Source organism: Vibrio ezurae NBRC 102218 (genome assembly GCF_000467185.1).
GTDB lineage: Bacteria > Pseudomonadota > Gammaproteobacteria > Enterobacterales > Vibrionaceae > Vibrio > Vibrio ezurae.
This window is the reverse complement of the sequence record NZ_BATM01000008.1, coordinates 190285-205916: the sequence shown is the minus strand read 5'-3', so window position 1 is coordinate 205916 and position 15632 is coordinate 190285. Positions and strand designations below refer to the sequence as shown.

Below are 15632 nucleotides of genomic sequence, written 5' to 3'. Positions count from 1 at the left end.
ACGCGTAAACGCATTGCAAGCGCAATGTAAAACCGCCCCGTTGATCTGTTACTACAACACATCAACGGGGCGGTTTGCTGATTCAACCTGCATTAGTCGGCAAAGCCTTCCAACACTATCTTTCCTCTGGCTTGCTGAGATTCAATGAGCGTATGCGCTCGCTTTAAATTGGTGGCATTAATGCTGCCAAAGTGCTCACCAAGAGTGGTCACAATCTGCTGCTTATCAATCATCGTCGCGACTTTACTCAAAATATGATGTTGCGCTAGCATATCACTGGTTTCAAACATGGAGCGGGTATACATAAACTCCCAATGTAATGACACGCTTTTGGCTTTTAACGCGCGAATATCAAATGACATAGGATCATCAATTAAACCAAATCGACCTTGCGGTTTAATCAATGTCATCACCTCTGGCATATGTTGCTCGGTATTATTCAAGCTCACCACATAATCGATGCAATCTTTCATGCCCAGTTGCTCGCTCATCGATTGGTTGTGATCAATAACTTGGTCAGCGCCTAACGACTGTAACCACGCGACTGATTCTGGGCGAGACGCTGTGGCAATCACTTTAAGTTGAGTCAATTTCTTAGCCAGTTGCACCATAATTGAACCCACTCCCCCAGCAGCGCCGATAATAAGAATACTTTTATTGGCACTGTTTTCTACTTGAATTCGATCAAACAGCATCTCCCACGCTGTGAGACTGGTTAATGGTAAGGCGGCGGCTTGAGCAATACTGACGGAGGTAGGCGCTTTACTGACAATACGCTCATCCACCAGCTGATATTCGGCATTACTTCCCGAGCGGTTCAGATCGCCCGCATACCAAACCACATCGCCTACGCTAAAGAGCTCTACTTTTTCACCCACCTCTTCAACGACACCGACCGCATCCCAGCCGATGATTTTATAGCCAGACTTCGCCGCAACATTGGCCCGTATTTTGGTATCAACAGGATTAACGGACACCGCCTGCACCTTCACCAAAATATCGCGCCCTGCTACCGAGGGTTTGTCTAATGTAATGTCTTGTAATGACTCTTCTGCATCAATAGGCAGGTTAACTTGATACCCAATCGCTCTCATCGTTCTTTCTCCATATGAACACACACCATTATGCAATCAGTTTAATTGACACGTTAGATTTGAAAAACTAAGCTAAATGCAAATTACTTTTTACTAAAAGTTAATAATGAAATCGTTACATGATATTAAAGTGTTTCTTGAAACCGCTAAGCTTGGTAGCCTTTCAGCTGCGGCGCGCAGTTTAGATCAAACCCCAGCGGCCATCAGTCGCACTATTCAAAGACTGGAGGCTGAATTAGCCGTCCCTTTATTTATCCGCTCTACCCGCAAGCTTAGACTATCTTCACAAGGAGAGTTATTTCTACCCCGTTGCCAGCAGGCTATGCTGATCTTTGAGCAAGGTATCGATGAACTCACCGAAACAGACAAAGAATTATCGGGCAATATTTCTTTATCCATGCCATCGGATACTGGACGTGCAGTCATCATGCCCTTAATTGATGAATTTTTAGCACTGAATCCAAATGTCAGTGTGCATGTGCACTTGTCAGACGATTACACAGACTTGTATGAGCAGAATGTGGATGTGGCGCTGCGAATTGGAGAGCCAGAAGACTCCAATATGGTGGCGATGCCAATCTACAAAGAAAACTATCGAATTTTGTGTGCCTCACCCGAGTACATAGCGACCCATCCGGCGATTACTCACCCTAACGATCTCAAGCAGCACAACTGTTTATGCTTCACACTCAATTATAAATTGCACAATCGCTGGCATTTCATACACAGCGATCATCAAGAACAATGTGTGGTAAATGTAACAGGCAATAGAAAAACCAGTGATGGGCAGATGGTACGTCAATGGGCACTTAGTGGACACGGGGTGGCCTATAAATCTCGATTAGATGTATTTGAAGATATGCAGCAAGGTCGCCTAGTTGCACTGGCAACTCAGTGGCGCGGAGAATACGCTCCGGTGTATATGGTATTTACCGACAGAAGTCAGTACAACAGTTTAGTCAAAGCGTTAAAAGCATTCCTACAACACAGGCTGACAGAACTCTGTAAACCATAAAAAAGCCATAGAGACGTATCCCTATGGCTTTTATCGTCATTGCCAATCAGTGAATAATTAGCCTAACCTTTAAATTACATTTAGTTAAGCAGCGTGCTCTGCGGCAAAGTCTTGCATAAAGGTCACCAATGCGGCGACACCCTCTTCTGGCATTGCGTTGTAAATCGATGCACGCATACCACCAACGGCGCGATGCCCTTTTAATGCGACTAACCCTTTCGCTTCAGCTTGCTCTAGGAAGAGCGCATCAAGTTCAGGTTTTGCCAGTTGGAACGGTACATTCATTAATGAACGGTTGTCTGGATGCACGGTGTTTTTGTAAAAATCATTCTCATCAATGGCTTTATACAACGCCTGTGCTTTGTTGCGATTTCTCTTTTCCATTTCTGCAACACCGCCAATCGATTTTAGCCATTTAAAGACTAAACCCGATAGATACCAAGCGTACGTTGGCGGCGTATTGTACATAGAGTCTTTTTCATCCAAAAGCTTATAGCTTAAGGTACTAGGCAAAATATCGCTCGCCAGATCTAATAAGTCATCACGTACAATGACCAAAGTAATGCCCGCAGGGCCAATGTTCTTTTGTGCGCCAGCGTAAATGACACCAAACTTACTCACATCAATTTGACGAGATAGGATTGTCGAAGACATATCTGCGACAATAGGCTTGTCCGTTACAGGTAAATCATTAATTTCGATGCCATCGATTGTCTCGTTTGGACAGTAATGTACGTAAGCAGCATCGTCATCAATCGCCCATGACGATGCAGGGGCAATCGCCACTTTACCATCAACTTCGGTTTTGGCATCGATCACTTGAACGTTACAATATTTATTGGCTTCAGCAATAGCACTGTTAGCCCAATATCCACCATCGACATAACAAGCTTTGGTGGACGTTCCGAGTAAGTTCATCGGAATGGCTGAAAACTGTGCACGTGCACCACCCTGACAAAACAATATTTTATAATTGCTAGGCACTTGCAAAAGTTCACGTAAATTATTTTCGGCTGTAGTAGCAACTTCAATAAATTCTTTACTGCGGTGGCTGATTTCCATCACTGAGCGCCCCATACCGTTCCAATCAACAAGTTCTTGTTGAGCTAATTCCAGTACGGCTTTTGGTAGGCCGGCAGGTCCAGCGCTAAAATTATAAATGGCATCCATTTTGTTTATATACTCCAAGTGATTTAATCAACGTATCCTTTGACTATACCCCAGCTTAAAACAAGAATTAAGTCTCAACTTGATATAAAAAAGCCATAGTCAGTATAAAATAACTCACTATGGCTTAATATTACGCTAGCTTATTGGTTTTATTGAGCTTGATGCATCAGCATTGGCGCAACTAAAGAGATAATCGGCACCGCTTTACCATTGGCAAATTTGATCTCGCCATTATCAAGTTGTAGCGACAATCGATAACCATCATCAGATTGTGTAGCCACTTCCATAATCAACAACTCATCTAAATTTTGTTGAATAAACGGGTACGCCATCACCAAGTCACTAGATACAAACGCGTTCATGTTACCTTTGAACAGCCCAAGCAATTGCAACATGTCTTTTGACGAGTCAGCACTTCCTGCGGGTAAATCTAACGTCCAATTGGTTTCAAAGTGCCCTTCATCTATGTCTACTTTGAATTTGCTCAGCGATAAGGTAAAGCCTTTCGCCAGCAACGCATCCACTTTCGGCAATACTTTTTCAGTCTCTGCTGACGTCCATTGCGGCGTATTTTGATACATCTCGGTAATATCTAAGAATGATGATTTATCAAAACCACTCGCGGTAAAGCTCATGTTTAGGTTAGCGGCTTCACCATCATGGTTTTTAAAGTCTTTGACCGTCAGTTGATAGTTACCTTGCAGTGTATCCGCCTTTTCATCTTCACTGGTTTGGAACTGGTAATTAAAGCCGTTCAACTCAACAAGGTTCACCCCTTCGTTGTCGTCAATCACAAAACTGTCGATGGCGACCGTTTGTTCGCCCAGCCACAATTCTTGCTCAACTTTACCGTCGCCATTGCTGTTCAATCCGCTCAAGCGCACCATAGTGCCTGACTTATAGTCAAGCTCAATAGAAGGCATACTCAGTTGGTAATCCAGTTGTCCAAGTACAGATACGGAACCATTTAAAGTAAGAGACTCTAACAGCACAGTCATCGGCATCGAGCCTGCCATGTCAAACTGCTGATGTTCGATAACCGTTGAAAACTCTGTATTGCCATTGAGTTGAGTTTTGGTGTTTAACACCAACTCAGGATTCTGAGCTAAAGAAGTCTCACCTGTAATGCTGACCAAGCCATGATGAATCACATGCACAAACTCGTATTGAGTCGGCCAGCCATACGCTTGCAACTGTGCGATGGCTTGTGGATCAGTCACAGTCACCAAGGTTTTCGCTTCAGAGGTCAAATAGCCTCTGTGGTACTCTTCTAGCTCGACCTTTACGTTGTGGTTGCTCAGGTTTTTGACGCCATCGGTCACAATCGTTTGCCCAATGTGCCCCACAGCAAGTGGCCAAATCCCGACAAGAGCAATCGCACCACCTGCGGCGGCCATTCGTTTTAATTGTTTCATTTTTTTTAGTATCTGTTTCTGACGTTTACCTGTATTTATACAGAACAAATTGAGATAAATCAGCATTTTCTAGGAATTTTGCTAATTACTGACCGTAACATTAACTGGCTCTCATTCCATTTTTAATAATTTTGCTACAGTACAATAAAACACAGGGTAGATTATGACTCATTATTGTGTTCTTTGTATCGAGGACTGTCCCTATTCACTGTCGCTACTGCAACTTGCCCTCAAACCTTTTGAGCGTAAGTTTACTTTGCTGTACGCCAGTAATGCCGAACAAGTGCAGCAGCACATTCAGTTTTTAAATGACACAGACGCCGAGCTTGCTCTGCTTATGGCGTCACAAAGCCTATATCACGACAGCTCACAGCGATTATCCGAACTCAGTCGCAATGCCCCTAATTGTCGTAAAATACTCAGTTGCGATCCAAACCAATTACAAAACCTGGTAGTGGCTATTAATGAAGGTCGCTTAGACCATTGTTTCACCTACCCTTTGCACGCTGAAAACACCCATACGGTTATCAAAAAAGAGCTGACTGAATTTATTATCTCTCAGTCCAAAATCGATTGGCTCTCCTACGGCTCGGTGCTTAATAGCCAAAAAATCATGCGCGCTTATATAGAGAAACGCATTCACGCCTATCGAGATGACTTTATTCGAGACTATCATTCTATTAGTGATGATGAGTTGTCAGAAAAAGTCTGTACTGAGCTGGATGATTTTTTTACCGAACACAATAAAGACAACACCATCCGTAGCTATTCAACCTCGCATTTGCTCACCAAAGAAGGTCAAGCCAATCAGTTTTTATGGTTTATCCTTGATGGACAAGTGGCGCTGTATAAACAAGATGAATATGGCAAACGCCGGGAAGTCGTGCGCCACGGCAAAGGCGGTATTATTGGCGGAATGTCATTTGTGACAGGCGAAAAATCATTTTCTACCGCCTTGACCCTAAGCCCGACCAAAGTCATCAAACTCAGTAAGAGCACCTTTACTAAGGTGATGCAATCCAACAATGCCCTGCTTCCTTTATTTACCAATTTACTGCTACGCCATTTCAATCGCCGCCTGCAAAGAAGTATTGAAACCAAACTGCAACTGGAGCACACCTTAGAGTCTCTGAAAGCGGCTCAATCACGGCTAGTGGAAAATGAAAAAATGGTGGTATTGGGGCAATTAGTGGCCGGTGTCGCTCATGAGTTGAACAATCCTATATCCGCCATATTAAGAAGCTCTGATACCTTAATTCACGAAATTACGCGTGATACAGAATATTTTAATCCCGTTAGCAAACGCTTAAGTAAAGCCGTACTAGAACGTGCCTTAGTTGCTAATCCATTACCCACCGCCATACTTAGGAAAAAGTCCAACGCCATTAGTCATCTCGTCCCGAGCAAACAACACGCTAAAATGGTGATCATGATGGGGCTTGAATCCGACATTGCGCAGCTCAGTCAACACGATCAGTGCTCCACAATATTAAGTGAGCTAGAACATTATTACACGGCGGGCACCACCATCCGTTCCATTAATGTCTGTTCTAGCCGCATTGCAGAAATGGTCAAAAGCCTAAAAAGTTACGCTCGCGCAGATGATGAGTCGGTAAAAAAAGTCGATATTCATGAAGGCATAGAAGACACTCTAGTGATTTTTGAAAATCATCTGAAAAACGTCGAAGTTGAACGAAACTATCATAATATCGAACCTATTTTGTGTCGGCCAAACGCCTTACAACAGGTGTGGACTAACCTAGTGTCGAACGCCATTGATGCAATGGACAATAAGGCAATGGACAATGAGGCAAAGCTGACTATTCACACCCAAAAACTCAAAGATACGATAGAGGTGACCGTAGAAGACAATGGTCAAGGCATTGAAGCTTCCCAATTAGATCATATATTTAAATTAAATTTCACCACTAAAAAACAAGGCGACTTTGGGCTGGGGATTGGCTTGTCAGTGTGCCACCAAATCGTTCGCCAACACCATGGAAGCATAAACGTAAAATCAGAAATAGGAAAAGGGACGCAGATGATTGTGCGTCTCCCCTTCACTCCTTAAATCGTTAATTAATGAGGCTATAATGAACAAACTTCTAATTTTATGCGTCGATGATGAAAGAGATGTACTCGATAGCGTTGTTCGTGATCTGCAACAATTTTCTACTTTTTGTGATATCGAAGCGGCAGAATCCGTCGCTGAAGCGCGTGAAGTCATTGCCGATTACCACAGCGAACACGTCCCTTTAGCCATGATTTTATGTGACCATATTATGCCCAAAGAGACTGGAGTAAACTTTTTAATTGAGCTACACGATACCCCTGCGACCAAAAGCAGTAAGAAGATTCTATTAACCGGACAGGCTGATCTTAATGACACCGTAAACGCCATTAACCATCATTGCCTGGATTTTTACATTGCAAAACCGTGGCAAAAAGAAACGTTAGTTGATGTGGTCACCGCGCACCTGACTCGCTACGTACTCGATACTCAATCAAACCCAATGCAATGGGCAAAATTCTTAGACACAGCCAAAATATTGCAAGAAATGTCAGAAAAACGCCTTCAGTTTGGTGAATAAATGTGCGAATGCCCCGTATTTGCAAAATTTAACAGAAAATTGGCTTAGATAAGCCTCTGTTTTAGTGGAGGTAATTGCCCCGTTCTATTACTATATTTGCACGACATAAGGCGCATCATTCTCCATTTATGATGATGGGATCACTCCCGTAAGCCAAGGACACACAATTACACCAAGTAGGTTATCAAGAATTATGCGTAAACTAGCCTGTGCTGCACTCGCTGTAGCAGCTACTTTTTCCGGCACAGCTTTTGCTGAAAGCCCAGCAGTAATGAGCAACTTCAACTACGATTATCTCGATGCCCGTATCGGTATGGCTCCGTTGACTTTTGGCGCTGGCTTCAGCAAGTCAATCCATCCGAACGCACACTTCGTGACAACCATTGATTCTGAATTTGAAGATGACTACAACCTTCGCACGGGTTTAGGTTTCCACGCTCCTGCGACCAACTGGGCCGATATTACCGGTGAGATGTTGCTTCGCGTTGTCGACAATCACAAATACAACAACGAAGTGGGTATGGAAGTAAACCTTGGCTGGCGTCAATGGTTAGGTCCTCAATTTGAAGTGGGCGGTAATGTGGGTTATGTCACTATCGACAGCGATGACAATTGGATTGGCAGTGCCTACGGTCGATTCCACGCAACGGAGCTATTCTCGATTGGCCTAGAAGGTAAACTGAATGACTTCTACGGCGATCAGCTTATGCTAACCACTCGCTTTGTCTTCTGATAAAACAAACATAATAAAAACGGCGACCTAAGGTCGCCGTTTTTATTCGTAGTTTTCGTAAAGTATTATCGTTAAAACTCAAACGATTTAAATTGATTCGTTAAGGGGTCGTATTGATAGCCAACGTCGGCCAACTTATCGGATAAGCCGCTGACATCAATCTCATATACGCTCGCGAGCTCTTCGACGCTGTCACATTCCAAACGAAGCTTTTCGTTCACGATTCCCAATAAAATGTTGCTGTCCCAACGTTTAATATTGCTTAGATCCATCGTTCCACCTCCACGCTACCCAAAAACCTTACAAGCATTGATATAAGATTAGTTGTTCAGTGCCGTTTTAACAGTGACTACAAGCAAAATTTCAATAAAATAATGGCAGAATGAGATAACTCCCTGCCAGACTCAGTGCGCATGCGGCAGCAACTTGTAGTCCGTGGACGCTAGAGGTGCGAAATAAATGCCAACACCACACAATCACTGCGCTAATCAATAATGAAAAACTATAGGCAACAGTGCGTAGTACCCAGTCATTGTCAGCCGGCCATGCCCAATATGTCTGAATCAATACCGAAAGCACCACCAGCATCAAAGAGATAACACCTGCAATGGGCAAAAGAGTGTGAAATGCTTGTAAGCGCGTTTTGGCTCGAACCATTAATAGATGTGCCAAAGATGCGCCTAAGAAAACAAGTTCAGACAGCGCTAAACTCAGCGATCCAAACAAAAATAGAGAGGGATGATTAACAATACTGGCAAGCCATAGCATCGACGAGGATAATACCGTCAGCCACAACAAAAATACCGGCCCGCTTTCTCGAGTTTTACCCGTTTTAGCCTGTACAGAAAAAATCGTTAATAAGGCCGCAGGAATAATAAAAACAGGCATAGCACCCGCGCTGATAAAAAACACACTGGCGAGAATCGGGATCTGACGGTGTAAGCGCCCTCTTTGTCCCGGACAAATCTCGCCTTTTTGCAGTGCGACTATCAATACCAATAATGCACCGATAGCCATAGGCAGTAGAATATGAGTCGATAATTGAGCGTAAGTGTGCATAAAACCGTTCTATAAGAGTGTTCTAGATGCGCTAGTGTAACGCTCGCGCTCTTTATTACAATCCTGTTCCAACATTAAAGTAAAAAGCGCTATCTTCTTCACTAAACGCAATGTCTATACCACTATGAATGCCGTACCGGCGAGCAATGAGATAACGAAAACCGGTACCATACGCCCAGTGCATGTCATCAAACATACTACGCGCACCGTCATTCGCCACTCCAATGCCACTATTACCACCTACACCACCAAATACAGACACACTCCAACGAGGGGTAAACTGCCACATTAATTGACTTTGATAAGAGCTGGTATGGTTTCCTTGATAGCGATTGGCTGCAATACCTCGCAAATTGATATCAGGGTATGCCAACGGTGGCAAGCGCGATTCATTGCTGGTTAAGGCGTTATATTTCGCAGCAAAAGCAAGGGTCCAATGCGATGCAATAGGCAGATACACTCGACTAGAGGCTAAAAACGTTTCGTAATTATTGTCACCACCAAAGCCTTCTCGAAACCACAAATACTCGGCATTAAAATCCCAGCCACTGGTTGGATAAAACAGACTATTTTTAGCGTCGTATTCAAGATTCACCCCAAGCCCTGAGCTTTTGGTTTTTCCCAAGCTATAAGAATTACCATTGCCAAATCCGCTATTTAATGTCACTTCACTGTCGGCGTAAAACTGTTGTACACCAATAAACAAAGAGGTGTCTGGCATACGAAATTGCAACTTTTGTATCCCCCCAAACCCTTTCGTTTCAAGCTCCACACCTTGGTCTTTTAATGCATCGTGTGAAAATGGGTAAAACTGCATAATAGCGGAACCAAATCCTACCCCACCTAAATAACGAATAGAATCCTGCTTCCACACTCGCCGGTGCCCTATCAAAGCAAACCATGTGCCGTTTTCCGTCATCGCGCCACCGGCGACAGTCACCGCAGGTGGAATAAGCTGAGCCCCGCCATCGAGCGATTGCAGTGCCACTTTACGTCGCTGTTCTTTTTGCGCTTCAGACTCGTGCAAAAACATCCCGACAACACCAAACCCATACCCGACAGCTGGCTCAGTAATAATGACGGGAATAGGCAAAAAGCCATAAGCGTTTTCCGCAAGATACTCTCCCATATCAAACTGACCATCCAAAGGATCGGTAAAGCTGCTCGCGTGTGCAAAATCGCCCCATCCACAGGCTAAACTCAGCCCTAAGCTGTACTGACACAAGGATCTTCGCATAGTAAACAAATCTTATATATATGAAATAAAAGGAGTATTAGTTCAGTATAGAGATAATTAGGGCTTGTGCTAGCTAACATTTACACGAATCGATATAATACCCGGCTTGCTGACAGAGGCTAACAATGCACAACTCAATCCCCCCTATCTACGAACACAAAAAATATTGGGCCGAATGCTACGGAACTGCGCCGTTTTTACCCACCAGCCGCAAAGAAATGGATGCGCTGGGATGGGACAGCTGCGACATCATCATCATTACAGGCGACGCCTATGTTGATCATCCAAGTTTTGGTATGGCGATTATTGGCCGTCTTCTAGAAGCACAAGGATTTCGTGTTGGCATTATTGCTCAGCCTCGCTGGAGTAATAAAGATGACTTTATGGCGCTTGGCGAGCCGAACCTATTTTTTGGTATCACTGCCGGAAATATGGATTCGATGATCAACCGCTACACCTCAGATAGAAAACTACGTCACGATGACGCGTATACGCCCAATAACGAAGGCGGTAAACGCCCAGATCGCGCAACCTTAGTCTATTCCCAGCGTTGTCGTGAAGCCTACAAACAAGCCCCTATTGTTTTAGGCGGTATAGAGGCGAGCTTGCGTCGTATTGCGCACTATGATTACTGGTCAGACAAAGTTCGTCGCTCAGTGTTGTTAGACGCAAAAGCGGATCTATTACTGTTTGGCAATGCTGAACGCGCTCTTATCGAAGTGGCGCATCGCCTTGCCGATGGTGAGCACATCAGCGAACTGACCAATATTAGAGGAACAGCGGTCAACCTTGCTGAGCCTCCAGCGGACTATAACATTATCGATTCATCGCGCATTGAAAAGCCAGGCAAGGCTTTTGTGCCGACCAATCCCTATGAAGTGGAAAGTAACTGTAGCGATAAAACCGACCAAAGTGTGACGGCCAAAGCAGAACCTATCGTGGTGCGACCTGCTCGTCACGACGCCGAAACTACCGCGGTGCGTCTTCCGGCATTTGAAAAGCTGCACAATGACCGCATCTTATACGCTCACGCTAGTCGTATTATGCACTTAGAGACCAACCCTCACTCAGGACGAGCGCTGATTCAGCGTCATGGTACTCGCGAATTATGGGTTAACCGACCACCTTTCCCTCTCTCTACTGAAGAGATGGACTATGTATTTGGCTTGTATTTTGCCCGAGTGCCTCACCCTATGTACGGCAAGGCAAAAATCCCTGCCTATGACATGATCAAAACCTCAGTTAACATCATGCGAGGCTGTTTTGGTGGCTGTTCTTTCTGTTCAATTACAGAGCATGAAGGCCGAATTATTCAAAACCGCTCACAAGAGTCTATCATCAGTGAACTCGAAGATATTCGTGATAAAGTGCCTGGCTTTACCGGCACCATTTCCGATCTCGGCGGCCCGACCGCGAACATGTACCGCTTAGGCTGTAGCATTCCTAAAGCAGAAGCGACCTGTCGTCGCCCATCGTGTGTCTTCCCCGGCATTTGTAATAAACTCAATACCGATCACAAACACACTATCGACCTGTATCGCGCAGCGCGCAACGTCGATGGGGTAAAGAAAGTGATGATTGCCTCTGGTGTACGTTACGATTTAGCCATCGAGTCCCCAGAATACGTAAAAGAGTTGGTCACCCACCACGTGGGCGGCTATTTAAAAATTGCGCCAGAACACACCGAATCTGGGCCATTAGACAAAATGATGAAGCCGGGCATGGGCACCTATGACCGCTTCAAAGAGATGTTTGAAAAATACAGTAAAGAAGCAGGTAAAAAACAATACCTGATCCCATATTTCATCTCGGCTCACCCCGGTACAGAAGATGAGGATATGGTTAACTTGGCGCTGTGGCTCAAAGCCAATAACTATGAGTGCGACCAAGTACAAAACTTCTACCCGTCTCCTATGTGTAACGCCACTGCGATGTATTATTCAGAGACGAACCCACTAAAACGGGTCAAATATAAAAAGCGCGAAGATGTGCCTGTTGCTAAAGGTGAGCGTCAGCGTCGCTTGCACAAAGCCCTACTTCGCTATCACGATCCTGCTAACTGGCCATTAATTCGTGAAGCTTTAATTAATTTAGGGAAAAAACATCTTATTGGTGACAAGCCAAACTGTCTTGTACCAGAGGAAGATCTCGCGAAGCAAACGCCAGCACAACGACGTAAGTCCGGTCGCCATGGCGCACACCGCTTTGCGACTAAACATACGGATAATCAGCCTGATATCCGCAAACCTAACACCAATTCCAATGCCAAAGGAAATGGCAACGGCGGACAATCAAAGTCTCGCAATGGTAACAAGCCTCAGGGCAATGGTAGACCGCAAGGTAATGGCAAGCCGCAAGGCAATAAATCACCAGGTAATAAGTCGCAGGGAAATTCCTCTCAAGGACGCGATGCTCAAAGATCAACAGGGCAAAATAAGGGCGGCCAGCAAACGCATCCCCATGCGGCAAAACCCAACGCAGGTAAAAAACCCACTCGACGTCGTTAATCGCTTGCTTACCGAGTTCGTTCGCTTTAAGGCCGCTGTAATCAGCGGCCTTTTTATTGCCTAAAAGCGTCTTCATCACTGAGGTTAATACCCATCACACTAAATAAGTGCTCAGAAATAGCGCAGGAAAAATGCTCGAGAACAAGCGAGAATGAGCCGTTATTTAGTACAATTGCTATAAATCGCTAACAGTCACACAAACGTCACTTTTAATCGACACAATAATATTTTCGCTTTAACGATAATCTGTCATTGAAAAGTCTTAAACGTTATCAATATGAACGCTACGCCGTACTGTGCCGTTTGGCATACCCGCGTATCTTCAAGCAAACGGCATTCGGCTTTGATCCAAATGGACAAAGAATCATTCGAAATGTCGAAAGAAAAATTATGGCTCGAGTGCTGTGGAACAAAAAACGTCAAGAAGTCATTTTAGTGATCAAAGGCTCGCACAGTGTCAAAGACTGGCTACTCAACCTCGCTTTTTGGCATCGAAGTTGTGGTCGGTTTGGGCTCAATTACTCCATTCATGCCGGTTTTTACTATTTACTGACTCAAGAAAGTCCGCCCTCACATAGGGATGATCGCTTAGGTTTATCAGTATTTGAGCGTGTGATAGATATTATAGGGCCGCTGCTAGACAGTGGTATGCGTCTTGTCATTACAGGGCACTCGTCAGGAGGGGCAATAGGCTGTGTCATTGGCGATTATATCGAGCATCACTACCCTAAAGCCATTAAACGCATTGTCACCTTTGGCCAACCCGCGGCCGGAGATTGGCGCTTTAAAAAACGCTACACATTGCCACACAAGACCTATCGAGTCTGTTGTGATCTTGATATTGTCACCTTTATGCCTCTCGTTCCTTTTGCTTATTGGCATGTAGGCAAGTTATTGTGGTTATACAATGGTCGGATCTACGAAAACACTCCCACCCTTATGCGTTTGGGTCGCTCATTGCTGAGCTGGATAATACGCCCGTTTTCCTATCACTTGATGAGTAAATACATTCGCAACAAAGACTTTTTTGATGAGCACTAAAGCCGAAGAAACAGCGTCATTTTATCGTCTATGATGCCGCACAAAACGCAGCATCATAGACTGCAAACGATCACTTTTTAATGTACAAATCTTTCGAGTAAATGCGCCCTTCGGCGTTGTGTTTTGGTACGCCAACTACGTTTGGTCGAACTAAACGGGCTTGCATAAAGTAATAGATAGGAGCAATTGGCATGTCCGCAGATAAGATAGACTCAGCTTGGTCGTACAATTTATTGCGTTGTGTTTGGTCGGTTTCCGCTTGCGCTTTATCCATCACCGCATCGTAATCAGGGTTAGAATAGAAGGCAAAATTACGGTCATTATCTGAGGTAAATAAGCTCAAGAAGGTAGAGGCTTCGTTATAATCACCGCACCAAGACGCGCGTAACACATCAAACTGCCCTTCTTTTCTAGACTCAAGATACGACTTCCACTCTTGGTTTTCCAAAGTGACATTTACGCCTAAGGTTTTACTCCACATCGAGGCAACCCCTACAGCAATCGCTTTGTGACTCTCTGATGTGTTGTACAGCAAGTTTAACGATAACGGATGTTGCGCGTTGTAACCCGCTTCTTCTAGTAAGGCTTTGGCTTTTTGGTCACGCTGTTTTTGTGTGAGATGGGCATACTCTGGCTGAGTAGCATGAAACCCTGCGACATCTTGATGGGCAAAGGTATAAGCCGGCAAATGCCCACTGTCCGTAATGCCGTGCGTTACAACATCACGCATAATGGTGTACGACAGAGCCTTGCGCACTCTCGGGTCTTTTAGCACCTCACGCTGTGTATTAAAGGCGTAATAATAGGTACACAGCATTGGCGATATTTGATAAGCATCGGGCAGATCTTTTTTCAGTTTTTGCGCCATTTGCGCAGGCACATCTGAGGTAATATCAACTTCACCACTGCGATAGCGGTTATAAGCCGCCATTTGGTTTTCAAATGGGATGTAAGTAACTTTATCTAAGTGCGTATCTTTACTATCCCAATACAGCGGGTTTTTCTTCAATGTGATGCTTTCGTTCACCACCCAAGAATCTAGACTGAACGCGCCATTAGACACAAGATTTCCCGGTCTTGCCCATGTATCAGGATGTGCCTCAACGCTTTTACGGTTAATGGGCATCATTACCGTATGCCCTGTCATGGCTAAGAAATAAGGAACAGGCTTAGCCAATGTAAAACGCAACGTGTGATCATCAATGGCATTAACGCCAAGTTCGCTGGCAGGCTTTTTGCCTTCAATAATTTGTTCAGCATTTTGAATATTGGTGAGCTTTAGATACCAAGCATTCGGTGAGGCGGTTTTGGGGTTGACGGCTCTGCGCAGACTGTACACAAAATCTTGCGCGGTCACCGGTTCGCCGTTAGACCATTTAGCGTCTTTACGCAGATAAAAGGTAAACACTTGGTTATTTTGATTATCCCAACGCTCTGCGGTACCGGGAATCACATTGCCGTCGCCATCTTGAATCACTAAGCCTTCAAATAAGTCGCGCACTACGTGTATTTCTGGCATTCCTTCAGCGTTCAATGGATTTAACGTGGCGACCTCGGCATCATTGGCTCTGACCAACTCTTGCTTAGCAGCTAAATCACTTGCTTGTGGCAGTGGATTCGCCTGCGCTTGAGGGAAAAGTTGCGTGGCTAATAGCACTGAGGTTGCAATCAAACTAAGTGAAGGCAATGTCATGAAGTGTCCTTATCGACTAAATTTTACGTTGTATCAATTGTCGCACAACTCATTAAAAAAACGAGACGAAACTGTGC

General features: G+C 44.6%; 13 protein-coding genes. 6 read left to right on the top strand and 7 right to left on the bottom strand.

The annotated features are described in order from the left end of the window. Positions 1 to 92: 92 nt before the first annotated feature. Positions 93 to 1094 (bottom strand): zinc-binding alcohol dehydrogenase family protein, encoded by a 1002-nt coding sequence (locus VEZ01S_RS04675; RefSeq protein WP_021712857.1) that lies wholly within the window; start codon positions 1092 to 1094, stop codon positions 93 to 95. A gap of 106 nt (positions 1095 to 1200) precedes the next feature. Here VEZ01S_RS04675 and VEZ01S_RS04670 point away from each other — a divergent pair, with 106 nt between their 5' ends. Next, positions 1201 to 2109 (top strand): LysR family transcriptional regulator, encoded by a 909-nt coding sequence (locus tag VEZ01S_RS04670; RefSeq protein WP_021712856.1) that lies wholly within the window; start codon positions 1201 to 1203, stop codon positions 2107 to 2109. An 84-nt stretch (positions 2110 to 2193) separates the two neighbouring features. Here VEZ01S_RS04670 and serC read toward each other — a convergent pair whose 3' ends face one another. Beyond that, on the bottom strand, positions 2194 to 3279 hold the full coding sequence (gene serC, locus VEZ01S_RS04665) for a 3-phosphoserine/phosphohydroxythreonine transaminase (protein WP_021712855.1): 1086 nt from the start codon (positions 3277 to 3279) through the stop codon (positions 2194 to 2196). Positions 3280 to 3428: 149 nt separating this feature from the next. Further along, the gene (locus tag VEZ01S_RS04660; protein ID WP_021712854.1) at positions 3429 to 4694 is read right to left on the bottom strand and encodes a DUF945 family protein; all 1266 of its coding nucleotides are present in this window, start codon (positions 4692 to 4694) and stop codon (positions 3429 to 3431) included. Between the two features lie 163 nt (positions 4695 to 4857). Here VEZ01S_RS04660 and VEZ01S_RS04655 point away from each other — a divergent pair, with 163 nt between their 5' ends. The 3 genes from VEZ01S_RS04655 to VEZ01S_RS04645 all read left to right on the top strand — a co-directional run bounded on the left by VEZ01S_RS04655 (position 4858) and on the right by VEZ01S_RS04645 (position 8018). After that, positions 4858 to 6765 (top strand): ATP-binding protein, encoded by a 1908-nt coding sequence (locus VEZ01S_RS04655; protein ID WP_021712853.1) that lies wholly within the window; start codon positions 4858 to 4860, stop codon positions 6763 to 6765. Between the two features lie 22 nt (positions 6766 to 6787). Then, positions 6788 to 7285, top strand: coding sequence for a response regulator (locus tag VEZ01S_RS04650; protein WP_021712852.1), 498 nt, complete (start codon positions 6788 to 6790; stop codon positions 7283 to 7285). A gap of 193 nt (positions 7286 to 7478) precedes the next feature. Next, positions 7479 to 8018, top strand: coding sequence for a hypothetical protein (locus VEZ01S_RS04645; protein WP_021712851.1), 540 nt, complete (start codon positions 7479 to 7481; stop codon positions 8016 to 8018). A gap of 71 nt (positions 8019 to 8089) precedes the next feature. Here the strand turns inward: VEZ01S_RS04645 and VEZ01S_RS04640 are convergent, their stop codons facing one another. From VEZ01S_RS04640 to VEZ01S_RS04630, 3 genes are all read right to left on the bottom strand, one after another. After that, positions 8090 to 8290 (bottom strand): DUF4250 domain-containing protein, encoded by a 201-nt coding sequence (locus VEZ01S_RS04640; RefSeq protein WP_021712850.1) that lies wholly within the window; start codon positions 8288 to 8290, stop codon positions 8090 to 8092. 91 nt (positions 8291 to 8381) lie between these two features. Then, positions 8382 to 9077, bottom strand: a complete 696-nt coding sequence (locus tag VEZ01S_RS04635) for an HI_1241 family integral membrane domain (protein ID WP_021712849.1) — start codon at positions 9075 to 9077, stop codon at positions 8382 to 8384. A 55-nt stretch (positions 9078 to 9132) separates the two neighbouring features. After that, positions 9133 to 10314 carry a BamA/TamA family outer membrane protein gene (locus tag VEZ01S_RS04630; protein WP_040890136.1) on the bottom strand — a complete coding sequence of 394 codons (1182 nt, stop codon included), beginning with the start codon at positions 10312 to 10314 and terminating at the stop codon, positions 9133 to 9135. A gap of 125 nt (positions 10315 to 10439) precedes the next feature. Here VEZ01S_RS04630 and VEZ01S_RS04625 point away from each other — a divergent pair, with 125 nt between their 5' ends. Both VEZ01S_RS04625 and VEZ01S_RS04620 read left to right on the top strand, forming a co-directional pair. Beyond that, positions 10440 to 12821 carry a YgiQ family radical SAM protein gene (locus tag VEZ01S_RS04625; RefSeq protein WP_021712847.1) on the top strand — a complete coding sequence of 794 codons (2382 nt, stop codon included), beginning with the start codon at positions 10440 to 10442 and terminating at the stop codon, positions 12819 to 12821. A gap of 252 nt (positions 12822 to 13073) precedes the next feature. Further along, positions 13074 to 13862 (top strand): lipase family protein, encoded by a 789-nt coding sequence (locus VEZ01S_RS04620; RefSeq protein ID WP_021712846.1) that lies wholly within the window; start codon positions 13074 to 13076, stop codon positions 13860 to 13862. A gap of 70 nt (positions 13863 to 13932) precedes the next feature. On the opposite strand, the gene VEZ01S_RS04615 is transcribed toward VEZ01S_RS04620, so the two are convergent. Beyond that, complete coding sequence (locus VEZ01S_RS04615) at positions 13933 to 15555, bottom strand: peptide ABC transporter substrate-binding protein (RefSeq protein WP_021712845.1); 1623 nt, start codon at positions 15553 to 15555, stop codon at positions 13933 to 13935. Positions 15556 to 15632: the final 77 nt, after the last annotated feature.